23 protein-coding genes are annotated in these 24,310 nt (G+C 43.1%); 9 read left to right on the top strand and 14 right to left on the bottom strand.

Annotated features, from left to right (window positions below; translation table 11 throughout):
• Positions 1-45 precede the first annotated feature (45 nt).
• Entirely contained in the window at positions 46-711 is a 666-nt protein-coding gene (locus K7399_RS04935; RefSeq protein WP_139693034.1) for a hypothetical protein, read from the top strand.
• Positions 699-1,136, top strand: a complete 438-nt coding sequence (locus K7399_RS04930; protein WP_028983074.1) for a hypothetical protein — start codon at positions 699-701, stop codon at positions 1,134-1,136. The genes K7399_RS04935 and K7399_RS04930 overlap by 13 nt, the downstream gene beginning before the upstream one ends.
• On the opposite strand, the gene K7399_RS04925 is transcribed toward K7399_RS04930, so the two are convergent.
• From K7399_RS04925 to K7399_RS04910, 4 genes are all read right to left on the bottom strand, one after another.
• A complete protein-coding gene (locus K7399_RS04925) occupies positions 1,106-1,564 on the bottom strand; it encodes a Fur family transcriptional regulator (protein ID WP_051575145.1) in 459 nt (152 codons plus the stop codon). The two genes, K7399_RS04930 and K7399_RS04925, sit on opposite strands and share 31 nt — an antisense overlap.
• Before the next feature lie 179 nt (positions 1,565-1,743).
• Positions 1,744-1,992, bottom strand: coding sequence for a hypothetical protein (locus tag K7399_RS04920; RefSeq protein WP_128166687.1), 249 nt, complete (start codon positions 1,990-1,992; stop codon positions 1,744-1,746).
• Positions 1,993-2,100: 108 nt separating this feature from the next.
• Positions 2,101-3,651, bottom strand: coding sequence for an ABC-F family ATP-binding cassette domain-containing protein (locus K7399_RS04915; RefSeq protein WP_128166686.1), 1,551 nt, complete (start codon positions 3,649-3,651; stop codon positions 2,101-2,103).
• A 410-nt stretch (positions 3,652-4,061) separates the two neighbouring features.
• Positions 4,062-5,474 carry an ISLre2 family transposase gene (locus K7399_RS04910; RefSeq protein ID WP_164875488.1) on the bottom strand — a complete coding sequence of 471 codons (1,413 nt, stop codon included), beginning with the start codon at positions 5,472-5,474 and terminating at the stop codon, positions 4,062-4,064.
• 326 nt (positions 5,475-5,800) lie between these two features.
• On the opposite strand from K7399_RS04910, the gene K7399_RS04905 reads away from it, so the two are divergent.
• A complete protein-coding gene (locus K7399_RS04905) occupies positions 5,801-6,187 on the top strand; it encodes an LSm family protein (RefSeq protein ID WP_028983071.1) in 387 nt (128 codons plus the stop codon).
• 162 nt (positions 6,188-6,349) lie between these two features.
• Here the strand turns inward: K7399_RS04905 and K7399_RS04900 are convergent, their stop codons facing one another.
• The 4 genes from K7399_RS04900 to K7399_RS04885 form a co-directional block, all read right to left on the bottom strand.
• Positions 6,350-7,801, bottom strand: a complete 1,452-nt coding sequence (locus K7399_RS04900) for an NADP-dependent glyceraldehyde-3-phosphate dehydrogenase (RefSeq protein WP_028983070.1) — start codon at positions 7,799-7,801, stop codon at positions 6,350-6,352.
• 518 nt (positions 7,802-8,319) lie between these two features.
• On the bottom strand, positions 8,320-8,535 hold the full coding sequence (locus K7399_RS04895) for a hypothetical protein (protein WP_028975521.1): 216 nt from the start codon (positions 8,533-8,535) through the stop codon (positions 8,320-8,322).
• Positions 8,536-8,601: 66 nt separating this feature from the next.
• Positions 8,602-9,105 carry a dihydrofolate reductase gene (locus K7399_RS04890; RefSeq protein WP_028983069.1) on the bottom strand — a complete coding sequence of 168 codons (504 nt, stop codon included), beginning with the start codon at positions 9,103-9,105 and terminating at the stop codon, positions 8,602-8,604.
• Entirely contained in the window at positions 9,102-9,896 is a 795-nt protein-coding gene (locus tag K7399_RS04885) for a thymidylate synthase (protein WP_128166682.1), read from the bottom strand. The genes K7399_RS04890 and K7399_RS04885 overlap by 4 nt, the downstream gene beginning before the upstream one ends.
• 167 nt (positions 9,897-10,063) lie before the next feature.
• Between K7399_RS04885 and K7399_RS04880 the strand changes: the two genes are divergently transcribed.
• A complete protein-coding gene (locus K7399_RS04880; RefSeq protein ID WP_128166680.1) occupies positions 10,064-11,035 on the top strand; it encodes a hypothetical protein in 972 nt (323 codons plus the stop codon).
• On the top strand, positions 11,032-11,832 hold the full coding sequence (locus K7399_RS04875) for a hypothetical protein (protein WP_028975517.1): 801 nt from the start codon (positions 11,032-11,034) through the stop codon (positions 11,830-11,832). The genes K7399_RS04880 and K7399_RS04875 overlap by 4 nt, the downstream gene beginning before the upstream one ends.
• Here the strand turns inward: K7399_RS04875 and K7399_RS04870 are convergent.
• The 3 genes from K7399_RS04870 to trhO all read right to left on the bottom strand — a co-directional run bounded on the left by K7399_RS04870 (position 11,820) and on the right by trhO (position 15,539).
• Positions 11,820-13,301 carry an MDR family MFS transporter gene (locus tag K7399_RS04870; RefSeq protein ID WP_028975516.1) on the bottom strand — a complete coding sequence of 494 codons (1,482 nt, stop codon included), beginning with the start codon at positions 13,299-13,301 and terminating at the stop codon, positions 11,820-11,822. The genes K7399_RS04875 and K7399_RS04870 overlap by 13 nt on opposite strands.
• A gap of 484 nt (positions 13,302-13,785) precedes the next feature.
• The gene (locus K7399_RS04865) at positions 13,786-14,466 is read right to left on the bottom strand and encodes a type II toxin-antitoxin system HicB family antitoxin (protein ID WP_028975515.1); all 681 of its coding nucleotides are present in this window, start codon (positions 14,464-14,466) and stop codon (positions 13,786-13,788) included.
• Between the two features lie 134 nt (positions 14,467-14,600).
• Positions 14,601-15,539, bottom strand: a complete 939-nt coding sequence (gene trhO / locus K7399_RS04860; RefSeq protein WP_028975514.1) for an oxygen-dependent tRNA uridine(34) hydroxylase TrhO — start codon at positions 15,537-15,539, stop codon at positions 14,601-14,603.
• Positions 15,540-15,719: 180 nt separating this feature from the next.
• On the opposite strand from trhO, the gene K7399_RS04855 reads away from it, so the two are divergent.
• Positions 15,720-16,982, top strand: a complete 1,263-nt coding sequence (locus tag K7399_RS04855) for a BaiN/RdsA family NAD(P)/FAD-dependent oxidoreductase (RefSeq protein ID WP_128166678.1) — start codon at positions 15,720-15,722, stop codon at positions 16,980-16,982.
• Positions 16,983-17,155: 173 nt separating this feature from the next.
• On the opposite strand, the gene K7399_RS04850 is transcribed toward K7399_RS04855, so the two are convergent.
• Positions 17,156-18,838, bottom strand: a complete 1,683-nt coding sequence (locus K7399_RS04850; protein ID WP_028983063.1) for a formate--tetrahydrofolate ligase — start codon at positions 18,836-18,838, stop codon at positions 17,156-17,158.
• Between the two features lie 143 nt (positions 18,839-18,981).
• Between K7399_RS04850 and K7399_RS04845 the strand changes: the two genes are divergently transcribed.
• Positions 18,982-19,383: a reverse transcriptase-like protein gene (locus K7399_RS04845; protein ID WP_028975511.1), complete on the top strand. Its 402-nt coding sequence runs from the start codon at positions 18,982-18,984 to the stop codon at positions 19,381-19,383.
• A gap of 19 nt (positions 19,384-19,402) precedes the next feature.
• A complete protein-coding gene (locus K7399_RS04840) occupies positions 19,403-20,332 on the top strand; it encodes a DMT family transporter (RefSeq protein ID WP_128166676.1) in 930 nt (309 codons plus the stop codon).
• A 140-nt stretch (positions 20,333-20,472) separates the two neighbouring features.
• Here K7399_RS04840 and K7399_RS04835 read toward each other — a convergent pair whose 3' ends face one another.
• Both K7399_RS04835 and cshA read right to left on the bottom strand, forming a co-directional pair.
• Positions 20,473-20,700, bottom strand: coding sequence for an IDEAL domain-containing protein (locus K7399_RS04835; protein ID WP_010027219.1), 228 nt, complete (start codon positions 20,698-20,700; stop codon positions 20,473-20,475).
• A 273-nt stretch (positions 20,701-20,973) separates the two neighbouring features.
• Complete coding sequence (gene cshA, locus K7399_RS04830) at positions 20,974-22,416, bottom strand: degradosome RNA helicase CshA (protein ID WP_028977679.1); 1,443 nt, start codon at positions 22,414-22,416, stop codon at positions 20,974-20,976.
• A 352-nt stretch (positions 22,417-22,768) separates the two neighbouring features.
• Between cshA and zwf the strand changes: the two genes are divergently transcribed.
• Positions 22,769-24,244 (top strand): glucose-6-phosphate dehydrogenase, encoded by a 1,476-nt coding sequence (zwf, locus tag K7399_RS04825; protein WP_028983061.1) that lies wholly within the window; start codon positions 22,769-22,771, stop codon positions 24,242-24,244.
• Positions 24,245-24,310 lie beyond the last annotated feature (66 nt).

The following is a 24,310-nucleotide window of genomic DNA, read 5'->3' as shown; positions in this document are numbered from 1 at the left end:
ATTGTGATCGCATGGTGGTCTGCTGCGTTGCCTGGTTTGGGACATATGCTGCTTGATCTGCATTTAAAAGGCTTTATTCTTTTTTTATTTGAGATCATAATCAATTATCATGCCAACTTAAATTCGGCAATGGTTGATACGTTTATCGGCGAATTTGATAAAGCCAAAATCGATTTAAACGCACAATGGGCGCTTATTTATATTCCCTTCTATTTTTTTAGTATTTGGGACAGTTATCATTCAGCAATAAGTATAAATGAACAAAATGCATTGATGCAAAAAAGCCCATTACATGTGCCTATGCTCACCATTCATACTTTTGGCATGAACTATTTAGAAAAAAAACTGCCTTGGGTTGGTGCTGCCTGGTCGGCGCTACTTCCGGGGGCCGGTCAGTTTTATCTTCGCCGCATCATTCCTGCGCTATCATTATTTATATGGTCGGTGATGATTTATGTGAACTGTCACGAGTTAGACAGCTTGCAATTGCTTATCGACGGGCATGCCATCGATTCAATGAAAGTGCTTAAGCCTGAGTGGCTGCTCTTCTTACCTTCTGTCATTTTTGGCTCTGCTTATGATGCCTACAGCAAAGCTATTGAAATCAATCAACTCTTTGAAAAGGAACAACGCGCTTACTTAGAAAAAGAATGGCCGTCTGACTCAAACTTTTTATTTCAAAGGGAGGACCCACACGAATGGCAACAGTAATCGGCATATTCCGTTCAGGTCTGCAAGTTGAGCTCTCACTTCAAGCGCTTAAGCGAGAGGGCTTAACAAGAGAGTCCATACATTGTCTTTTTCTTGATCCGCCCAGGTCCCTACAATCTCAGCATGATTCTAAACCGGACGGCCGTACGAAAAAAGCAGATCTAGGCTTTATTTTTGCGACCATTTTTGGGGTTGTCGGAGCCAGTATCGGGTTTAGGATCATTTTGGGACCGATTTTCTGGGGAATTCTGTCCAGCTTGATCGGTTTTTTACTCGGTTTACTGATCAATTTTTGTTATACAAAAACATTCAAGGAACAAACAGCTTTTGTAATCATTGCCGTGAACTGCCCTTCTCGTTTGCAGCAAACCATTGAACAAGTCTTTACAGTCAATCACGCTCTTGGTCTTAAAGTTGACTCATGACTTTGTTCCCCCGACAGTTTCTTTTGACATGCCTTGCAATAACCATAGATTTCGAATTTATGACCGGTCACTTGGAATTCAGGATCGATCTGCGATAAATCTTGCATCGGACAGACATCGACCGTCCGTGTTTTTCCACAGTTCAAGCAAATCAGGTGATGGTGGTGGTGCTCCGTACAATGGAACTGATAGATCTTTTCACCATCTAACTCTGTTTCTTCAAGGATCATTAATTCACGAAAGAGCGACAGATTACGATAGACGGTGTCAAAACTGATACCCGGATAACTGTCCTTTAAAGCAAGCTGAACTTCTTTCGCCGAGAGATATCCGCCTTTCTGTTCAAATAGATCAAGAATATCTTCACGTTTATCCGTATGTTTATATCCCTTATTTTTCAATAAGTCCATAGCTTCTGTTTTGTTCACTGAGAATCACCTCTGTTTCAGCAAATCAACTTATTCTAAGCTTCAGCATAACATTTTTCGATTGAAAAGCATAACCTTGTAAATTCATTGAACAGGAACACAGGCAATTCAAGAGCAGTTTCTCTGCATATAAAAAAAGCTTCTCTCTTGGAGAAACTTTTTTACAGATCGCTTTTCCTTCACCATAGAAAACCGAGAGCCAGTATTGCTGCAATGGATGCAAGTGCGACCGGGAAATCCCAGCCATATCCTCCCCAGAGAAACAATCCTGGATTTGAAGTGGAATTCGTGTCCGGCATTTGCAGATAAGCATTCGTTCGGTCAACATGTGTGAGAATTCCCCGATGGATGGATCCATCATAACAACGAATTTCAACGGGTTGATTTAGCATGCGGCAGCATTGAGAATAAGCGGATGGTTTTGGCATTCATGATCGCCTCAATTCATTGGATATTCTCTAGTACTATATGTCCTTTATGCCGCTACCGAATCGGCTTTTGCCATCAGCTACCTGCCCGTTCTACGAAATATGATTTTATCGCTTACTGCTTTTAGCCCACGCTTCAACATTCAAGGTTTTTGTAATCCATTGTTCATAAAAACTTGGTTCATGGCTGACAACCACAACTGTACCTTCATAGTCATTGAGCGCTTTACTCAGCGCTGCCTTAGCGTCAACATCCAAGTGATTGGTCGGTTCGTCAAAAATAAGGACATTGCTCTTTTGCAGCATTAATCGCCCGATTCTCACTTTTGTCTCTTCGCCTCCGCTTAGTGTATCCATTGGCTGGCGCATGTGCTCTGCATAGACACCGCATTGAGCGAGATGCTGGCGAAGCACTTGTTCTGGAAGGTCTGGAAAATGTTGCTTCAACCATTCAATTGGTGTCAAATGAAGCGGTGCAGAGAGCTGAGAAAAATAACCAGGCAGAACACGATCACCAGATACAACGCTTCCGGACAAAGGTTTTCGTTCACCGAGCAAGGTACGAATCAATGTCGTTTTTCCAATACCGTTATGGCCAACGAGCGCAACTTTCTCACCACGCTCGACGGTCAAATTAATCGGCGGGAACAGTGGCCGGTCATAGCCGACATAAAGGTTTTCCGCAGAGAAAACAACACGGACCGGCTGACCTGCAACGGTGAATTGGAAAATCGGTTTTCGCTGCTGTGCCGGAGGATCCAGTCGATCAATCTTGTCCAATTGCTTCTCTCTGCTTTTGGCTTGTTTCGCTGTTGAAGCACGGACCTTATTCTTTTGTATATAGGTCTCCAGTTTCTTAATCTCGCGCTGCTGCTGGCGAAAGGCAATTTCCTGTTGCTCCAGTCGAGCTTCATGTTGCTTGACAAACATTTGATAGTTGCCCACATAGCGAATCAGACGCTGGTTTTCCAAGTGATAGACAAATTGAGCAATTTGGTCCAAAAATTCCGTATCGTGAGAAATCACAATAAACGCATGAGAATACGTGTTCAGATAGTTGGTCAACCAACGAATATGCCCAACATCCAAGTAGTTCGTTGGTTCATCCAAAAGCAATATATCCGGATTCTCCAATAGCAGTTTGGCCAAACACAATTTAGTCAACTGACCACCGCTCAATTGGTTTATTTTCTTTTCTAACCCGATTGCCGACAGCCCTAAACCATCTGCCATTTCCTTTATTCGCGCATCGATCGTGTAAAAGTCATTGGTGATAAGCTTCTCTTGAAGTTCTCCATACTGATTGATCCATTCCGGATCTGCATCTTGCTCTTGCATTTTCATTGCTAATGCATTCATCTTTCGCTCCGCATTGAACAAATCGGCAAATGCATCCTGCAAGACTTCGTAGATGCTTTTCTCTTTTTCAAAATGTAAATGCTGCTCGATTACACCGATATTTAAATTGTGTCGCTTCTTAATTGATCCACTGTCTGGCAGAAGTTGGCCCAGCAAAAGCTTTAGGAACGTTGACTTCCCAGCACCATTATGACCAACAAGCGCAATATGTTCACCTTCCATAAGTCTGAAGTTCATATCTTGATAAATTTGCTTATCTCCATATGAGAAAAATACGTCATTTGCTTCTATAAGCAGCATAAATGCTCACTCCCCTTTTTATTAGGCCAAACTGATTGGGGAAACAGATACAAGATTTTCTGAATCCATGCAAAAAGAGCGAAGCAGGACGCTTCGCTCTTTGAGTTACCTCTCACCCGTTAGAAACAGAAACATCTCTGGTCCGTTGTCACGCAATCAATTGGCCTAAAAAGTCTTTCGTGAAGAAGACATACTTCACCCATCTCAAGCCAATTTGAGTTGCAGACAATCAGACAAAAACATCGATATTTCCACTCCTTCTTTAAATACTTATTTCATTTTAATCCCCGGCAACTCGAAAAGCAACTCCTGCACGAACGAAGTATGTGTCAAGCTTTTCTCGGAACTCTTTATTGGGAAAGAGCTTCTTAATTCTAAATTTGTACACCTTAGGTATAAAATCATATTTTTTAGGCAAACGTAAGCACTTTGTTCAGTTTGCCTACTGCACTCGAAGAGGACGCGTTGGTTCCAATTCGACCGCGATGGGCACCAATAGACGGAACCGTAGGTTCCTTCAACAAGGATGCAATTCGTATCATTTTTTTTATGATTCGTTCGTCGCGTTTGGTCGGAATGAACGAAGAAAGATACGCCGCTTTTAACGTCCCGTTACGTATACCTTGAATAACCTTAACCATGCCTTCTTCCGACTCACCCCAGTGCATGCCACGCTTTTTCATGCGGAACGTCAAATGCCGTTGATTGGATTCCATAGCACCCAATCTCCCCGCATTTTCGGGAAGCGTTTCTTTCGCCATAATTTCTCGCCAGTCAAACAGACGATCCCAGTGTCCTATCAGATATTGCTTTACCTTTTCGACTTGCTTAATACGCTCATCCTCGTCTAAATTACTTTCATACGTATCCAGTAACAGGATGACCTCTGTACGGTCTTTTCTCTGAATCGCCTGTTGTATACGGGTGATCCATGCCTTATCACCGTGTAGTGAACGAATAAGGGATTGGGCAACATGAAACGCATCAAGTTGAACCCAAATACGTTTGTGTGACCCACAAAAAGCATCTTTAAAATGAGCTTCGTCATAGCCTACTCCTCCGTCACTATTAGCGACAACTTGTGTCTGCCATAAGCGATAGCGCTGTTCGACTGCGGCTCCAACCTGTTCCCAAAAAGTATCCAGTCCCTTGCTTGTCATGACCGCGTAAGGCTCTTTCAGGAGCCGCCGTTTTCCATTCTTCACCCAACCCTCATATAAAATGAAATGCTTGATTTCAATATGTTGGCGCTTTTTCAATCCCCGGACAAAGGTTCCATCAGCCTCCGCAAAGAGAAAATTCGGCTGCCTTTTTCCATCTAATTCTCCATTCTCTGCTTGGATGACAAGCTCCTGATCCTGCTTTTCTTGAGCTTCGCCGACGGCTCGAACACAGCGCATGACGGTAGTGTGACTCATTTGAACCTGAGTCCACGTTGCTAAAGTCTTCACGACCTCCCGACAAGTCATACGGCTGGCTAAAGTTGCTGTTTCATACTCAACATTTGGCGAATACCGCATGTGCTTTTTCAACCTCAGAAGGTTATCCAACGGATAACAGGCATGACCCTCCGGGTTAATCATACGCGTATGATACAGCGTCACAGGTCCAAATAAAAATTGGAGAATACGTTGATCTTTATGGCTGTCTACTTTCCATCCCTCAGCTTGTTTCTCCCGAGTGATTGCTTGATCAAGCAAAGAAAATACCTGTTCAACACTGCGCCTCATAAATTGGTACATATAGGCGGTTGCCTCTTCCTCAAACGCCAAAAGGCTCGTTTGGTTCTTCCAAATTTCTAATAAATCTTTTATACTATCCATTGAGAGAAGGCCTCTATTCCTGATGTATTCACCTTGGTCGGTATACATTTAGAATAAGGAGCCTTCTCCTTTTCGTCCAGTCAAAATTGGACTAAAAAGAAATAAAGAAAGAACTGCATGCCATCGCATCCTCTTACGCCCACATCAAATTTATCCCCCGAGAAACATTTTACACATAGACGAACGAAAATTTTCCTATAATCGGAAAATCATTTTAAGAATCAGCTGCTTCATGTGCATTTGCCCATTCCTTTTGGTGAACGATCGCATAATCTGAAATTAGGCTATTGTTTAGCCAAAGCAACAATTGATTAGGAGGTACATTCATGTCAAATCAGCAGTATTGGGAAAATCTGCTCCATCAACCTGTCGAGATTGAATGCAGTGATGGGTCCGTTCATATGGGAATTATCGAGTCCTTCGACCAAAATAACGTTTATCTTAAACCTTTGAGCAATAATCAAACACTAGACGAAAACGAATCTAGAGGCGATGATCGATTTTTCGGTGGTGCATTCGGTCCGCAAGCCTTCTTAGGCGGCTTTGCAGGCGGCCTGCTTGGCGTTGGACTGGGCACAATTATTGGTGTACGTCCATGCCCGTTCTGTCCGCCGAGGCCTGGATATTGGGGCGGCTATGGTCCGCGTCCACCCTATGGCGGTGGTGGCGGATTTTATGGTCCCGGACCAAGCGACGGCTCCTACTATTACTAAACCTTATTGAGTGATGATCGCTGAAACATTCATGATGGTAAGAAAAGGATCAAAACGATTAGCTAGAGATGTTTTGATCCTTTCTTCTACATTATTGTAATGAAAATTACCATTAAAAAAGGTGTCCCAAGTAGAGACACCTTTTTTATCATATAACAATCTTTATTTAAGATTGAGAACGGTAACGCGTTCGCGAGACATCGACAGAAGACTGTGATGAATCCCTTGCACGCCCATACCGGAAGCTTTGACACCAAGGAATGGGAAGTGATCCGGACCACGTTCCGTACGGCCATTAATTTGAACGGTACCTGCTTCAACTTGTCGTGCAACTTCAAGAGCACGATCAATGTCTTGTGAGAAGATGCTCGCTTGAAGACCGAATTCAGATCTATTCGCCAATTCAATCGCTTCTTCATCTGACTTTACGCGAATGACTGGCAGAACCGGACCAAATGGTTCGATCCAAGCGACATCCATATCCTCAGTGACTTGGTCAAGCAGTGTCGGATAAATCAAATTGTCTTGGCGTTTGTTGCCGGTTACCAAGGTCGCCTTCTTGTTCAGCGCATCATCAATCAAGCCTTGAACAAAGTCTGCAGACTTGTCGTCAATCAAAGGAACAATGGTGCTGTCTTCTTCAGGAGAGCCAACCGTTAATTTTTCAATTTCAGACTTCAGTCGGGCAACAAGTTCGTCAGCTACTTTCTCATTTACGAGAACACGCTTGATTGCCGTGCATCGTTGACCTGAGTAAGAGAATGCACCGTTCATGATACTCTTTACCGCAACATCCATATCGGCATCTTCTGCAACAAGTGCAGGATCTTTGCCGCCAAGTTCCAGAACAAGCGGAATCATTGCCGTTTGTTTTGACAAGTGGCGTCCGGTACCGGAACCTCCGGTGAAACTGATCATATCAATTCCCTTATGTTCAACGAGATAATCGCCGATCACTGAACCGCGTCCGGTAGTTAAGCTGAGCAGTCCCTTTGGAAGACCGGTTTTATCGAGTGCTTGAATCATTTTAATCCCGCTGATTGATCCTTGCGTTGCCGGTTTAAAGATTACACCGTTTCCAGCCATCAGTGCCGGGGCAACTTTCGATGCAGCCAAGTTTACCGGATAATTAAACGGTGATATAGCAAGCACAACACCTAATGGTGCACGTTCAACGATACCGATTTTTTTCTGATCGCCGCCCGGGAAGCCATCGCCTTTCAAGCTTTCGCCATGCATGTGCAATGCTTCTTGAACAGTATAGCGAATAAGGTCTGCTGTACGGACGACTTCTTTTTTTGCATCTTTAAAGCCTTTGCCGACTTCCTGCATAATTGCAGTGGCAATATCTTCGCTGTTATTGACGAGTTCATCCGCCCATTTATCCAAATAAGCGCCTCGCTCACTTAAAGACAATTCAGCCCATGACTTCTGAGCCTTATGTGCTGCTTTGATTGCTTCATCCACTTCATCCTGTGTGACCGCTTGAACATAACCGATCGTTTTTCTTAGATAAGGGGATTGAATGGCAATGGTCTCGTCAGATGAACTCTTCTTCCATTCACCTTGGAGGTACGCCTTGTAGGTAGTCAATTCTGATACATTTGATGCCATACCTGTACCTTCTCCTTTTTTCTTTTTTTTGCCAACTGTTTGCTGTAAAATAGAGTAAATCTTAAATCATATTCCAAACTTAATGAACAAGCGCTGACAATTACTTTCACCCGCTCCGTGCAGAAAATCATAAGAGTTTTCACTGGGAACTATTAATGAATAGTTTTATTCTCCCACGAAACACAGTTGATTTCCAATTTTCTGCTCAAAGCAAGAAGTAGCCCATAGAATTAAAACAATGATCATACCAATTTTAACCGTTTATTATTATTTTTTAAAGCAAATTCATCTGTTTGTCAAGAAAATAAATTCGATTTTGATTCATTAATCACGATCTTTCCTTTCAATTTATAGCGAAGAACGGCGTCAAATCTTTTGATTTGAACGCGTTTCTCTTAAGGGCTTGTCCTTGTTGAATCCGCCAAATCCGATACCAAAATAAGTAAAAAGATGCATGCGGTGAACTCAGAGAAGCAAGATGCAGATGAAAAGGCTCCCCCATCCAGGAGCCTTATCATTCAAAAATCTGTTTCCTGAAGTCGATAGTGATTGGCAAACGGTGCAGCAAGCAAGGAAAGTATAACGACAGGGAGCCAAACTGCTGCAGCAAGAAGAATCAATGCGAAATATTTCATCGTCAATCTGCGTCCTATTGGAAAAAAGCCGATCATTGATCCCATAATCAGTCCGATCAATCCATAGCAAAGCCAAATTTGCAGATTTGATACGATCATTTTTACCAACTCCGTCACTCTTTTTAACAGTTTATGCACCGGAGTCGAAGTGGTGCAGATCGCGATTTAATGCAAATTCAGAACAGACTTTCGTTCATATACATGAAATTCATGCGGATAGATGTTTTTTTGATCGAGTTTGCCGGATACTTGACTGACGAGCTGCCAATCCTTTTCTCGGAGCCCTGTAAAGTAGGTATCTCCTTCAAATTCAGCGTCAATATGCGTAATATAAAGGCGGTCAGCATAAGGAAGAAACAGATCGAAAATTTTAGCGCCACCGATGACAAAGCATTCGTTTCCATAAGCTTTTCCTGCATGTAGAAACTCTTCTGCTGAATGATAATAGGTCACCCCGGGAGCTGAAAAATCGAGATTCTGTGTCAGCACAATATTCTCTCTTCCAGGCAAAGCCTTTCCAATCGATTCAAATGTTTTTCTGCCCATAATAACCGGATGACCCCAAGTTGTTTCTTTAAAATAGCGCAGATCATCTGGAAGATGCCAGGGAAGCTTATTGCCTCGTCCAATTAAACCGTTGCGATCCATGGCGAGTAGAAACGAAATCATACGGACACCTCGCCCTTGATCGTTGGGTAAGGGTTATAGCCTTGAAACACAAAATCGTCATAATCAAAATCGAAAATAGAAGAAACAGACCGTCTAATTTCTAACTCTGGAAGCGGTCTTGGCGTACGATCCAACTGCATTTTGACTTGTTCCAAGTGATTCAAATAAATATGTGCATCACCGAGCGTATGTACAAAATCGCCAACCTCGAGACCAGTAACATGAGCAATCATATGCGTTAATAATGCATACGAAGCGATATTAAATGGAACACCGAGAAATATATCTGCACTGCGCTGATACAATTGGCAGCTCAGCTTGCCATCATTGACATAAAATTGGAACAAACAATGGCACGGCGGCAGCGCCATGTTCGGAATATCCATAGGATTCCAAGCAGTGACGATCAAGCGTCGTGAATTCGGATTCTTTTTTATTTCATCGACAACATTAGCAATTTGATCGATGGTTCCGCCGTTCTTGCCCGGCCATGACCGCCACTGATGCCCGTAAACGGGACCAAGATCACCCTGCTCATCTGCCCATTCATTCCAGATGCGGACACCATGTTCTTGCAAATACTTGATATTGGTATCTCCTTTTAAGAACCAAAGCAATTCATAAATGATCGATTTGTAGTGTAATTTCTTCGTCGTCATGAGCGGAAATCCATCCTGCAAATTAAAACGCATTTGATATCCGAAAGTACTGATCGTACCGGTGCCTGTACGGTCTCCCTTTTGATGACCTTCCGAAAGAACTTTACGGCAAAGATCAAGATACTGTTTCATACTGATCACTCCACTCTTCTTTGCTGAATCTTAGTTTACCATTTTTAATGCTCTTGTTCTACACTCTCCTCATCAAGAAGACAGCGCTGCTGATAAATGAACGTGAATAATCCCATGTTCCCATCAATAAATATCCTACAAGATTGAATTGATTGGAGGAGGTTGCAATGAGCGCTGATAATCCGTTAAATCAAATAAGACAAGAACAGCCGGGGATGCTCAGCAACGAATGGGATCGTATTAATAAAGATGATCCTGAACATGCTTTGGCAATCATCAATGATCCAAAACTAGACTTTCCAGTCCTCTACATGCTCCGAGATCAATTAGATACGCGAAGCGAAGCATTAGAATCGCGTCCGCGCATTGCGCTATCACAAATAAGAAATATTCTTCATGGAGCAGATCTTGGTATTGATCAGATGGCATCATTTGCAAATCAGCACCACCAAGTCGTTGAAGCCATGCATTGGATGCTCAGCACAGGCTGGAAAAACATCGTGTCAATGGACTATACGCAGGTCATTGACCAAACGGCGATTAACTTTCTGCATACCTATCATGAAAATTGGCTGAAAGAAATGGTAGATCTGGTATTTTACCGTTATAAGAATAAAAGTCAGCGCCATTACTTAATTAGTGCCATGTGGGAAACAGCCAATCCGCTTTGCCTCGTTTATCTAGCCAATTATCTGCTATCCAACCAATCAGTAGAGAGCAACTATGCGCGGCGCATGCTGCATTTCATACCCGAGGTAAAGCACGCGAACGACAATGCCTCAGCGTTTCTCGCTTTTGAAACATGGTATGAAGAGAATGCACATTATTTAGTTTATACGGGTGAAACCAACGATGCGGTCCCTGGTGGAAGACCCTACCGGATTCATTACAGTGCAAAATACCTTGGAAAATATGTTTCGCCGCGAAAAGGAGAACCGCTTCAGGCCTTAATGTCCAATGAAAAAGAAAACTATTATGGATTCGTTCGCTTACCGATGCGTCAGCAAATCAATTTGTCGACCTACTCTTGCCGATTACGAAAAGAGCAGCCAAAGATTTGGCGTCCATGGATTGTTCTGAACTTGAACGAACAATTGCAATCGATCAGTATGCCTGTGCACGGGAGGTATGAAGGATGATTATTGCTGCAAACGAGCAACTTCTCAGTGAGGATTTCGCCGGTTATTCGAGTATTGGCCGATTTGCTGCAACCATTTACCGGGCAATGGCCGATTCTCATGAATGGTTTGCATTTCCGACGAAACGCGAGCTTAATTTTGAAATCAAGCTGAGAAACGAGACCATTGAGGCCTCGTACGCGCTTTTGGAAAGTGGTGCATCTTTTGCAACGTTCTACTATTCGGAGTGCAACGATTATTACTGGACGCTTACCGGAGACGGTGGTTTTGAATTGAAACCTGGAGTCCCCGCCGCTCAAGCGGTCAATGATATCTTTGTGAATGGAGAGGCGTATGCGTTTGAATGCGCAACAGCAATGATGATCATTTTTTATAAAGCGCTAATCAACACCATTCCTAACGAACGCTTTAACGAAGTGTTTCAACATCTTTATCTCTGGGATTGGCAGAACCACCCATTCTTTCCATTGAGAAATGTGCCAGGAGTCGGTGCGGGAATTCCTGGGGATGTTCGCTATTTTAAAAATCCGGAGGTCAGTCCGCAAACGCCGCAATGGCAAGGAGAAAACGCCGTTGACTTAGCGGATGATCGGTATTATGGGCATGGGATCGGCATTTTGTCGGCGAACCAGATCATTACTGAATTAAATAAATTCCGGCGCCCGGGTGCAATGACCTCAGCCTTTTTGATGCGAAATGCGACACGGCCCAATTACCTCTCGCTGTCCGCACTTTCTGACGGCACGCAAACAGACGGCATTCGCATCGCAGCAGGTACTTCTTTTTATTCGTTATGAACTGAGGCAGTATGTTTTGGAAGCAGCAGTGCGACTGTGACTGCTACAGCAGCAAGAACAAAAAACAAGATAAATACGTGATGAATACTGTTAAAGAGAACTTCACGCAGCAAGTTGCGCACGGATGATGCAAGTTGTTCGTGCCCTTCCGGATGGACGAGCTGATTTAATTGATTGGCCGACATCGCAGCTGTCCCTTGTTCACGAATGCTCTGGCCGACTTGCGTATTAAAATACATGCCGAAAACGGCTGCACCAACCGCTTGTCCAACACTGCGAAAAAATTGATTGGAAGCCGTTGCTGCTCCGCGCATTGCCCGATCCGTTGCAGATTGTGCAGCAATTGTCGTCAACGTCAGCGTAATGCCAAAACCGATTCCGACAATCGCTGTGATGAAATAATACGATAATGGATGACTTTCCATCCGCAGCAACATCAGCAAAAAAGTGCCGATCATTAGAACAAGTGCGCCGACTGCTTCGCCGATTTTCAAACCGAATTTTGTCAGCAAATGCCCGGACAGAAAGGAACCGATCATCCAGGTAAGTGACATGGGGGTCAAAACGAATCCAGACGTCATCGCACTATAACCAAGCAGTCCTTGCAGCCACATCGGCATATAAATATCGTTGCCAATCAAGACAATACTCGCAAGAAAAGCCAGTATATTGGTCATAAGAACGATCGGGTTTTGTAAAATTGTAAGCGGCATCACCGGCTCCCTTACTCGGCTTTCTACGAGAACAAACGCTGCCATCAGGCAAAAAGAGCTAATCAATAATCCGATATTCAAGAGATTATGCCAACCGTATTCCCCAATCCTTTGAAGGACAAAAAGAAACAGGCCCATCGCAGCTGAAAAAACAGCAATGCCCGCATAGTCGACCGTCTTCTGTTCGTGACTTATTTTCTCCATAAGCCCGATAGAAATGAGCGAAACGGTTAAAATGCCAAAGGGAAGATTAATAAAAAAGATCCAATGCCAAGATAATATATCGACAAAAAAACCGCCCACGAGCGGTCCAAGTATCCCTGCGATTCCCCAAATCATGCCCATCATCCCGAACATTTTCGCCCGTTTTTCTACTGGAAAAATATCGCCAATGATCGTCGTACTCAATGTCATTACGGCTCCGGCACCTACTCCTTGAATACCACGAAAAACGATCAGTGCAGCCATCGACCATGCAAAGCCGCAAAGCACAGATCCGGATAAAAAAATTAACGTTCCAATCGTAAATACTTTCTTCCTGCCGAAAAGGTCAGCAAGTTTTCCGAAAAGCGGAACGGTGATCGCTGAAGTGAGCATAAAAATAGAAAAGACCCAATCCATAACTTCAATGCCTTGTAAATCGCCGACAATTTTAGGCATGGCTGTGCTGACAATCGTTCCTTCGATCGCCGTTAAAAACGTACCGATCATCAGGCCAATCAGCACCGTTGTTTTATTTGTTTTCTGTTCCCTCATTGTTGCCTCCGAAATAAAACGTTCAATCGTTTTATTTTACTTGAATGCAACGAATTTCGTCAAATGATTCATAGTTCTTTCATACTTTAAATGAGAAAAAACAGGCAAAAAGCGCCCGGGACATACTTTCACAGGATGTGATGACTTTCGCGTTGCATACAGGACATATGCGCACTTAGCGAAAGTTCCTTTAGGAAAGTTCCTTTAAGAAAGTTCCTTTACAATCAGGAAAGTTCCTGCAGCCATGTGTGATGGGGTCGTGTCTTTTCGGTGCTGAATCGTCGCTTCGGTTACTCACTGGCACGCATCGACTAAGCGCGATCCCGCTGGCGTCAGAGCACCTCCGCTTTGATTCTCGGTCAATACACGGGCCTATTGGATTAAAGACAGGACAAAATCACATTCTTTCTTATCTCGGAACAAAAACAGCTCATGGTTAGAACTTGAGCTGTCCTCAACTACAATGTAGTTTGTTAATGAACAATTATCGATTTAATTTATCAATGAGACGATTTATTTTTTCGTTGAGTTGCTGGTATTCATTTGAGTTTTTCAACCGATCTGCCACTTCATTTAATTCCTGTTTGATAAGGTCAATGTCTTGTTTCAAAGATTCTTTAACGGAAGTTTCTTTTTTCTCTGATGCATCATCACTTGCTCTATTGACATGGACACGAATTTTGGACAAATCCTTCAAACTTTTCTTGACTTTCTTGAGCTGATTATTTAAACGATCCTGAACTGAAAAAGAATTGCCACTTTCATCAATGTTCAGTTCTTCCTTCAGTGCATCTTGCAAAATCCGTGAATAGTTCAATCCGGCTTCCTTTGCCGCATCATCAAGCCATTTAGGAATCGTCAGTGTTTTTTTTACGGCTTGATTTTCCATTTTCTTACGGAAAGGAGGCATCCATGTATCAATGAGCGTAACAAATTGATCCGGATCCCCTTTCTCAAACGCAGACAGCTCTGAAGGAGTAGGCGGATTCTCCTTTCTTTCTTCGTAATCAAATAGAACATGTGCCAGCGCTTCTTTCGCTTGTGCAAATCCGTCTTCAACCGTTTTCGCCTTCACTTGAGTATCCGGGAAATCAAGAAAAGTGATGGTGAACTGGTCATTGGCTTTCATAATTACAGCAGGGTAAATATATTGATCTTTAAACACTGTTCCTCACCTCTCTTTGATTATAACACGTATCGGACACGTACAACACGTGTTCGATACATATTATCTAAGAAAAATAACATTGAAACAGAAAAAGATCGGACCCGAGGCCGACCCTTTTTCCTTGCTTTTACTTATGAAACGGTTTGTTTCTCCGCTGCCTGAACGACTTCCACTTTATATCGATTTCTCGGGTGATGACGGCATGTGTCGCTGCATGAACGGTGGTGCTGCTTCTCACATGCTTCACAACAAATAAACTGTACATTGCATTCTGGATTTGCGCAATTAACGATGCGGTCGCACGACTTTCCGCAATGGTGGCAGTGACCAACGACCACGTCTTCATCCGTTTGATTGACCGGTACCGAAATACGCTGATCAAAAACATAGCACTTTCCATCGTAGAGTTTGCCTTTTACTTCCGGATCCTTGCCGTACTCAACAATTCCGCCATCAAGCTGGCTGACATCCTTAAACCCGGCGCGGAGCAAATAGCCGCTAAACTTCTCACAGCGAATACCGCCGGTGCAATAGGTGAGCACTTTTTTATCTTTTTGATCAGCGAGATGCGTCTCGATCCATTTTGGCAGATCACGAAAATTACGGATATTCGGCAGAATTGCCTTTTGAAAATGACCGATTTGTGTTTCATAATCATTGCGGGCATCAATGACAAGGACGTCATCGTGCTGCAGTTCTTTATAAAATTCCTTAGGTTTCAAGTGTTTCCCGGTGAGTTGTTTCGGATCAATATCCTCATTTAGTTTCAACGCAACAATCTCTTTGCGCGGGCGCACATGCATCTTCTTAAAGACATGACCATCTGCCTCATCGATTTTAAACGGCATCGTTTTAAATCGGGGATCGCGGTGCAACGTGTCCATGTAGCTTTGGGTTTGCTCCGTAGTACCGGATACCGTTCCATTTAATCCTTCACGGCCAACTAAAATGCGTCCTTTTAGTCCGAGTGCTTTGCAAAATCGTAAATGTTCTTCAGCAAACTGCTTCGGATCATCGAGCATTACATAATGATAGTACAACAGTACTCGATAGGGTTTTCCTTCTGTCAATCCAATCACCTCATATAGAAATCCGCCACTGACGGCATCGCTGCAAATTGTTCTGTGTCTATCCTATCAAAATTCACCGTCTGTGACAATTATCACACCAGAAAACAGCCATCGCTTGATGAAAAGGATCATGAAATCTGTTAAGGTTACGATAGTAAATGAATAAAGTGAGGAAAAGTCATGAACTATGATGTGATTGTGATTGGTGGCGGTCCTGCCGGGTTAATGGCAGCCATCGCCGCGGCTGAACAGCATGCGCGTGTGCTACTGCTCGACAAAGGAGACAAGCTCGGAAGAAAATTAGCCATTTCAGGCGGCGGACGCTGCAACGTGACCAATGCGATGCCTATTGATGAATTGATTAAGCATATCCCCGGCAATGGCCGCTTCCTATACAGTGCCCTATCATCATTTGATAATCAGGATATTGTTTCCTTCTTCAAACGGCTTGGTGTTGACTTAAAAGAAGAGGACCACGGGCGTATGTTCCCGAAGAGTAATGATGCAAAATCTGTAGTTCAAGCTTTGCTTAGAAGGATGCGCGAACTAAATGTTACACTTAAAACAAATACACCCGTGCAGGCAGTCCTTTATTCAGATCGTGTATCCGGAGTCAAAACGGTGAACGGAAGGATCTATTCAGCACATTCTGTTATTGTCGCTGTTGGCGGAAAAAGTGTCCCAAGTACCGGAAGTACAGGAGATGGGTATACGTGGGCCAAGACGGCCGGTCATACAATTACTGAACTCTATCCAACCGAAGTTCCGCTCACCTCAAACGAATCCTTCATCAAAGCAAAAATACTGCAAGGGCTTTCCTTATCTGATGTCGCCGTAACACTAATCAATTCAAAAGGCAAACCGATTCAGACGCATCGCTGGGATATAATCTTCACCCACTTCGGCTTATCTGGACCGGCAATTCTTCGACTCAGCCAATTCGTTGTCAAAGCCTTAAAGAAATTTAAAACAAACGAAGTCACTGTTTTGGTTGATGCCAAACCTGACTTAAGCGAACATGAAATTTACGAGCAGCTGCTCCAGCTTGCCGCATCCGATCCAAAGAAGACAGTGAAGAACGCGTGGAAAGGCATTGTTCCTGAGCGCTATCTGAGTTTTCTACTTGACTCTATTGCCTTATCGCCGGATCGTCATTTTCATGAGCTTTCAAAAGAAGCGGTTCAAAAAATGGCGCATGCGTTGAAGGCATTTCCTGTCCGAGTTTCCGGTACGCTTTCGATTGAAAAGGCATTTATCACAGGCGGCGGCGTTTCACTGAAAGAGATAAATCCTAAATCCATGGAATCTAAACTCATGCCCGGGCTTTATTTCTGTGGCGAGATCTTAGATATCCATGGCTATACGGGTGGGTATAATATAACAAGTGCTTTTACGACCGGACATGCTGCCGGATCAGCAGCTGCACAATTTGTCAGGCTGTAAACAGTAATGTGAAATGTCACCATTGCCTTCATTCATTACTGATTAATTCCTAGAGTAAAATCCGCACCGTGCTCATCCTGATTTTACGCTTGACTCCCCATAAAAGTAAGAAGCGTCTCAGAGTCATAAACAGACTTTGAGACGCTTTTTTAATGAATACATTTGGTAATGGATCAGAACAAACCGAGTACTCTTCCCTCTTGATCAACATCCATGTCTAATGCTGCAGGATGCTTTGGCAGACCTGGCATCGTAAGCATATTGCCTGTCATAACAACAATAAATCCTGCACCTAAAGATACCTTCAATTCACGTACATGAATCGTAAAGTCTTTTGGTCTGCCAATCAATTTTGGATTATCGGAAAGTGAATATTGTGTTTTCGCCACACATACCGGTAACCCACCCCAACCATTTTCTTTGAACGTCTTTAACTGTTTGCGTGCTTTCGCTGAGAACTCAACATTTTTTCCACCATACACCTGAGTAACAATGGTTTGAATTTTCTCTTGAATTGACGCATTCAAATCATAGAGCGGTTTAAAGTGATTTTCATTTTTTTCCACAGTATCGACAACGAGTTGTGCAAGTTCCTTGCCGCCTTCCCCGCCTTGTTCCCAAACCTTCGCCAAAGCAACCGGGTGCTTTTCAGCGGTGCACCACGCTTTAACAAGGGTAACTTCCTGTTCTGTATCGTAGATAAAGTGATTAATCGCAACAATGTATGGCAGGCCGAATGACTTGATTGTATCAATATGGCGGGCCAAGTTGTCCAAGCCTTGTTTCAATGCATTCAGATCTTCATGCTTTAATTGATCTTTAGTCAGTCCGCCATGCATTTTAAGCGCACGAATTGTTGCAACGATCACTACCGCGCTTGGCTTGAAATGTCCGGCACGTGTCGTGATGTCCAGAAACTTCTCCGCACCTAAGTCTGCGCCGAATCCAGCTTCCGTAATGAGATAATCGCCGAGTTTTGCTCCTAATTTTGTTGCCAGCACACTGTTGCAGCCATGCGCGATATTGGCAAATGGACCCCCATGTACAAAAGCTGGAGTATTTTCCAACGTTTGAACAAGATTTGGGTGAATGGCTTCCTTCAAAAGAAGTGTCAGCGCTCCTTCCACATGCAAATCACGTACAAAAACAGGCTTTCGATCATAAGTATAGGCAATCAGCATGTTGCTGAGCCTTCTTTTCAGGTCGTCAATGTTTTCCGACAGACAGAGGATTGCCATGATTTCGGAAGCGACGGTAATGTCAAATCCGTCTTCGCGTGGAATTCCGTTTGCGTGACCGCCAAGTCCGACAACAACGTGTCTAAGCGCTCGGTCATTTAAGTCAAGGACTCGTTTCCAAACAATGCGCCTAGGATCAATATTGAGTGCATTTCCTTGGTGAATATGATTGTCCAATAAAGCTGCCAATGCATTATGGGCGGTTGTAATCGCATGAAAATCGCCAGTGAAATGAAGATTAATGTCTTCCATCGGAACAACTTGAGCAAACCCGCCCCCAGCTGCCCCGCCTTTTAAACCCATTGTCGGGCCAAGCGATGGTTCGCGTAAAGCAATGACCGCCTTTTTACCAATCCTATTCAAGGCTTGTCCAAGCCCCACAGTAACTGTAGACTTCCCTTCTCCGGCAGGTGTCGGATTAATGGAAGTGACTAGAATAATGTTGCCATCTGGTTTTTCGGTTAACTTTTTTAACGTGTTTGCCGATACTTTCGCTTTATATCGGCCATAAGGTTCCCAATCCTTTTCCTCGAGCCCAAGCTGTTCTGCAATAGATCCAATTGGTTTGAGAACCGCATCTTGAGCGATTTCAATATCGGATTTTACTGTTTTTGACATTGTCTTTTACTCACCCATTCGAAAATTAAATTATTCCAGCCAATTTACTTTTATTATGATAACATAATGAGTGTTACGCTGACATCGCATCGATGGCTGAAGCATGAACTTTTTTAAACAATACCTGAGAGGTTGTCCTTAAATTGATCGAGGTTTCATTTGATGGTGCTGCTTCTAGCAACCCCGGTCTTGCCGGCGGTGGAATTTACATAAAAGATGGAAAAGGTCACGAGATGAGACATGCCCTTCCTTTTGGTATCCTGTCAAGCAATCATGAAGCAGAATTTGCCGCTTGCGTTGCCGCACTTCGCATTGCTTTGGAAAATAATTACCGTACCGTTTCATTCCGCACCGATTCCCAACTGGTGAATCAAGCACTGGAAAAGCGATACGTCAAAAATAGTCTCTATGCAGCTTACTTAAAAGATGCTTTACATTACATCGATCAGTTTGACTTGTTTTTTTGCAAATGGATTCCAGATAAACAAAATAAAAATGCTGATGCTCTGGCAAGATTAGCCATTAAACAACAAAGCGAAAAATAAAGACAGGGGTTCACAGCTAATGAATCGAAAACGTGTGCTTATCGCTGATTCCGCTCTGCTCGGTATCACTTTTGTATGGGGAACAACGTTCATTGTTGTTCAAAATATTCTCGATAAACTAACGCCGCTTACTTTTAATGCTTGGCGTTTTCTTATTGCCGCCCTCTTTTTACTTCTTTGGCAATACGTGCGCCGCAAAAAAAGTGCACATACACTGAAAAACATCAACTGGCCACTAATAGGATCTGGCACGTTGTTAGGCGGATTTCTATTCGCCGGTTATCTTTGTCAAACGATTGCTCTTCTCTACACTTCAGCGTCAAACGCAGCATTTATCACCGGTTTGAGCGTCGTGCTTGTGCCAATTTTTTCAGCCTTCTTGTTACATCAAACGCCGCGCCGGACAGCACTCCTTAGTGTACCTTTGGCAGCAGTGGGGCTGTTTTTCCTCACCACACATGGTTCGTTTGTCTTAAACAAAGGCGACTTAATTGTTCTTGTCAGCTCCGTTACTTTTGCATTACATATCGTTTTCACTGCAAAAGTAACGGAGCGTTATGATAGTTATGCATTGACCATTGTTCAACTATTTACGGTTTCCTGCCTCGCCTTTGCATTCAGTCTTTTTTTGGAAGGCGGCAATGCATTTGCGATTCAACAGATTGTACAATTGGATGTTCTTGTCATCATTCTTTTTATGGCGCTGTTTGCAACTGCACTTGCCTTTTTGCTTCAGACCGCTCTTCAGAAAGATACACCGGCAACTCATGTCGGTATTATCTACATTATGGAGCCTGTTTTTGCCGCATGGACATCGATACTCTTTCAAAATGCACAATTTGGTACACATGAAATCGCCGGATCTTTACTTATTTTGGTCGGGATGCTGCTTGCTGAATGGCCGGAAAACCTGCGAAAGCCGAAGCAATCGCAAGAATACAGAACCTGAATGGAAATGAAAGGTGAATGCACAAAAAAGAAACAGAGATGCGCATCTCTGTTTCTTTTTGTGTACCGATAAAGGCTTGAGAACAAATGGGTAATACAAACACAAGTATCGATTCATTCTCTTTTATAGAGCTCGCTTTACTAACGAGTTAATGCCGCGTATTCTGCAGTGAGTTTCATAAAGAGTGCTTTGTTCCTTGAATCCAAACTTGCATCAATCTGTTTGCGAAGGTATTTTGCTTTTTGATTGAATTCCATTTCATCAAGGATCATTTGGGCATACATTTCAACAACCGAGACTTTAGCTTGTTTCTCTTTGTAGACAACAAGCGCGTTCGTATTCTCCTGAGTAGAGTGATCATTGTTCATTTTTATTGCCCCCTTTGCACTTTTTACTATCTTACACTACTTTTCTGAAAGTTACAACCATTTCATCCCGCCTAATATTAATATTTCTAAATATTATGATTTAAATGGATAGGATTAACAGTTTAGCCATTATTTTTCCGCTCATCTTTCACTGTTCTTAGCGCCAGAGCACTTTCGCGTCTCGCTGATCGTCGTACCACAAAGTAAAATCATAAACTTTCTTCTAAAAAAAAAAAAACAACCCGAAGGCTGCTTCTTGGAAAACTTGTTGCATCAATAATGCTGTGATTTTTGTTTGCTTCTTCCGCGATAATTGTTGTTTCGACGATCACGATCATGTGAACGGTAATTGTTGCGACCTCTTCCGCCGCCTCGTTGCTGCCGATTTGATCGTTTAACCATGAGCGGTTGTTCACGGGTTAAACGTACCGGAGTTGTATCCGGCTCTTTAGTAATCAGCTTAAGGGCTGCAGCGAGCACATCCGTTGCATCAAATTCATCAAGCAGATCTTGAGCCTTTGCTGCATAGCTACGGTATTTTCCGGATTCAATCATTTCTTTTAAATTGTCAATAGCAATTTTCTGCTGTCCCGCTAATGCTTCTTCATAGCTTGGTGCATTGAGTTGTTTCATTGGCTGTTTCGTCAAACGTTCAATCGATCTCAGATGCGGGAATTCACTCGGCGTAATAAAAGTGAGTGCCATTCCGGTTTTCCCAGCGCGTCCTGTACGGCCGATCCGGTGTACATAGCTTTCCGGGTCTTGCGGAAGATCAAAGTTGTAGACATGCGTCACGTTGCTAATATCAAGTCCGCGTGCCGCCACATCCGTAGCAACCAGCAGTTTCACTTCATTCTGTTTAAAACGTCGCAGAACAAGATCACGTTTTGACTGAGTCAGATCGCCGTGAATTCCTTCTGCCTCATAGCCTCTTTTTTGCAACGCACGCATCAGTTCGTCGACGCGTCGTTTTGTCCGACCAAAGACAATTGCCCGTTCAGGCGATTGAATATCAAGAAAACGTGTCAGAGCATCAAATTTTTCAAGCTCACGAACCTTAACATAGCTTTGATCAATTAATGACGTCGTTAGGGTCTTTGCTTTGATCTGAATTTTTTTAGGTTCATGCATGAATTTCTCAGCCAGCACTTGAATCGGTCTCGGCATCGTTGCTGAGAACAGCAAGGTTTGACGATTCTCCGGTGTAGCTTCCAAAATCGCATGAATATCTTCGATAAAGCCCATGTTCAACATTTCATCTGCTTCATCAAGCACAACTACCTTGATCTGATCCAAGCGAATTGTTCTTCTCTTGATGTGGTCGAGCAATCGTCCAGGAGTTGCCGAAATAATACTTGGACGCCTTTTCAAATCACGGATTTGCCGCTGGATATCTTGACCACCATAAATCGCAACCGTTCTGACCTTTTTATAAAAGCCGAGCGCGTTAAGTTCTTGAGCATTCTGAATCGCAAGTTCACGCGTCGGTGTAATGACAACTCCTTGAATATCCGAGTTGTGGGGATCGGCTGCTTCGATCATCGGGATACCAAATGCAGTTGTTTTTCCTGTACCCGTTTGTGCTTGACCGATCAGGTCAACACCTGTTTCCGCAACCGGAATCGCTTGTTCCTGAATTGGAGTCATATCGGTAAACCCCATTCGCTCGGTTGCTTTCTTTACTTCTTGACTGATTTCGAGTTCTGAAAATTTCATTAAGTTATACTATCTCCTTTTTCATGTTTAGTACGATCAATTAAATGATTAGGCATTCCCCGCGCCGGACGGAAAATGCCTACTAAACATTGAACGAGATCTCATCGTTGTTTTCAAAAGTAAACCTCTTCCATCCCTATGATTACCTAAGCACATAGATTCACCTTACCATGTACAGCGATGAATTGCAACGAAGGCGAATGAACGCATGGGTTGAATCCAACCGTTTTCGTCAATAATAATGGTCAATGTTCACATTCATTTCAAACGAAAAGCGAATAAAGTGTAACACATTCAATAAAAAGTGTGATAACATTCAAGTATAATGAACGAGGAACGAGGGAATGAACAGATGATCGAAACGTCAAAAGAGCCGGTATTAATCTTTCTTTTCGGGGCAACAGGAGATCTCGCTCGTAGGAAGTTATATTCCGCTCTTTATCGACTGTATAAACGGGATCAAGAATTTGCTGTAATTGGTCTTGCACGTCGCGCGCACACGGATGAAACCTATCGCGATTTAATTAATGACTCGCTACCTTCCGAGGTTGGTCAGCGTCAGCACTTTTTGGAACGCTTTTATTATCGCCGCTTAGACATTACGCGTCCTGAAAATTTTGCTACCCTAAAAAGTTTCAGTGACGAACTTAATGAACGTTATCAGTTAAAAGGTAATCGAATTTTTTATCTTTCCTTGGCTCCAGCATATTTTGCTGAAGCTGCGAAAAATTTAAAAAAATCCGGACTATCAACCACTTCAGGTTGGAAACGGTTAGTTATCGAAAAGCCTTTTGGGCACGATCTGAAATCCTCGAAAGAATTAAACGAAAGTTTGCTCCATGCCTTCTCTGAAGAGGAAATTTTTCGAATCGACCATTATCTAGGCAAAGAAATGGTACAAAACATAGAGGTTCTGCGCTTTGCAAATCCGATTTTCGAAGCAATTTGGAACCGCCGTTACATTTCAAATGTGCAAATCACGCTCAGTGAAACTCTCGGCGTCGGTGACCGAGCAAACTATTATGATCAAACCGGTGCGCTTTTGGACATGGTACAGAATCACATTATGCAGCTACTGACCTTGATTGCGATGGAGCCGCCGACACAACTTGAGACCGATGATTTGCGTTACGAAAAGGTCAAAGTGCTGAAAGCAATCCGACCAATGAACATTCATAATATCGCTGAAGAAATTGTTCGCGGTCAGTATACGCGCGGTATTTCACCGAAACGTGAAAAAATGCGTGCGTATCTTAATGAGGACAATGTTCGGAGTGATTCAGATACTGAAACCTTTGTAGCTTCACGATTTCAAATTGATAATTACCGCTGGCAAGGCGTTCCATTTTACGTACGTACAGGAAAACGAATGGCTGAAAAGGCAACACAGATTGTGATTCAATTTAGAAAGCTGCCCAAAAATCCCTATTTCCATAACGTCAACCATGTCGGTCCGAACTTGCTCGTCATCTATATATCACCTGACGAGGGACTTTCGTTGAAATTAAATGTAAAAGCAAATGGTGAGGCAGGCAGCAATACCGTTCCTATATCTCTAAAGTTCCGCAATAATGAATTGGCGATGGAAAATATGCAAGATGCCTATGAGCGCCTGATCGCCGATTGTATTAAAGGTGATTCAACGAATTTTACACGTTGGGATGAGGTCTTGTATTCATGGGGAATCATTGACTCAATTGTTGATTCCTGCAAAAAGCGGCATGTACCGATTGACTACTATGAGGCCGGCTCAATGGGGCCATCTACAGCAGACGAATTACTGGAAAAACACGGTCATCATTGGTGGCCAATCATGCATATGGAATAAATAATAATCCTACAAAAAATAAAGCGTCTCGCATTAAGCGAGGCGCTTTATTCTGTAGAAAAATGA

It is taken from the genome of Sporolactobacillus terrae (assembly GCF_019930545.1).
Lineage (GTDB): Bacteria > Bacillota > Bacilli > Bacillales > Sporolactobacillaceae > Sporolactobacillus > Sporolactobacillus terrae.
Note: the sequence above shows the minus strand (reverse complement) of the source record. Positions and strands in the feature narration are given on the sequence as shown.

Excerpts from the sequence above, each read along its gene's own strand:
- K7399_RS04935 (WP_139693034.1), top strand. The coding sequence starts at position 46 with ATGCTGCTTGATCTGCATTTAAAAGGCTTTATTCTTTTTTTATTTGAG.
- K7399_RS04930 (WP_028983074.1), top strand. The coding sequence starts at position 699 with ATGGCAACAGTAATCGGCATATTCCGTTCAGGTCTGCAAGTTGAGCTC.
- K7399_RS04920 (WP_128166687.1), bottom strand. The coding sequence starts at position 1,992 with ATGCCAAAACCATCCGCTTATTCTCAATGCTGCCGCATGCTAAATCAA.
- K7399_RS04915 (WP_128166686.1), bottom strand. The coding sequence starts at position 3,651 with ATGCTGCTTATAGAAGCAAATGACGTATTTTTCTCATATGGAGATAAG.
- K7399_RS04910 (WP_164875488.1), bottom strand. The coding sequence starts at position 5,474 with ATGGATAGTATAAAAGATTTATTAGAAATTTGGAAGAACCAAACGAGC.
- K7399_RS04905 (WP_028983071.1), top strand. The coding sequence starts at position 5,801 with ATGTCAAATCAGCAGTATTGGGAAAATCTGCTCCATCAACCTGTCGAG.
- K7399_RS04900 (WP_028983070.1), bottom strand. The coding sequence starts at position 7,801 with ATGGCATCAAATGTATCAGAATTGACTACCTACAAGGCGTACCTCCAA.
- K7399_RS04895 (WP_028975521.1), bottom strand. The coding sequence starts at position 8,535 with ATGATCGTATCAAATCTGCAAATTTGGCTTTGCTATGGATTGATCGGA.
- K7399_RS04890 (WP_028983069.1), bottom strand. The coding sequence starts at position 9,105 with ATGATTTCGTTTCTACTCGCCATGGATCGCAACGGTTTAATTGGACGA.
- K7399_RS04885 (WP_128166682.1), bottom strand. The coding sequence starts at position 9,896 with ATGAAACAGTATCTTGATCTTTGCCGTAAAGTTCTTTCGGAAGGTCAT.
- K7399_RS04880 (WP_128166680.1), top strand. The coding sequence starts at position 10,064 with ATGAGCGCTGATAATCCGTTAAATCAAATAAGACAAGAACAGCCGGGG.
- K7399_RS04875 (WP_028975517.1), top strand. The coding sequence starts at position 11,032 with ATGATTATTGCTGCAAACGAGCAACTTCTCAGTGAGGATTTCGCCGGT.
- K7399_RS04870 (WP_028975516.1), bottom strand. The coding sequence starts at position 13,301 with ATGAGGGAACAGAAAACAAATAAAACAACGGTGCTGATTGGCCTGATG.
- K7399_RS04855 (WP_128166678.1), top strand. The coding sequence starts at position 15,720 with ATGAACTATGATGTGATTGTGATTGGTGGCGGTCCTGCCGGGTTAATG.
- K7399_RS04850 (WP_028983063.1), bottom strand. The coding sequence starts at position 18,838 with ATGTCAAAAACAGTAAAATCCGATATTGAAATCGCTCAAGATGCGGTT.
- K7399_RS04840 (WP_128166676.1), top strand. The coding sequence starts at position 19,403 with ATGAATCGAAAACGTGTGCTTATCGCTGATTCCGCTCTGCTCGGTATC.
- K7399_RS04835 (WP_010027219.1), bottom strand. The coding sequence starts at position 20,700 with ATGAACAATGATCACTCTACTCAGGAGAATACGAACGCGCTTGTTGTC.
- cshA (WP_028977679.1), bottom strand. The coding sequence starts at position 22,416 with ATGAAATTTTCAGAACTCGAAATCAGTCAAGAAGTAAAGAAAGCAACC.
- zwf (WP_028983061.1), top strand. The coding sequence starts at position 22,769 with ATGATCGAAACGTCAAAAGAGCCGGTATTAATCTTTCTTTTCGGGGCA.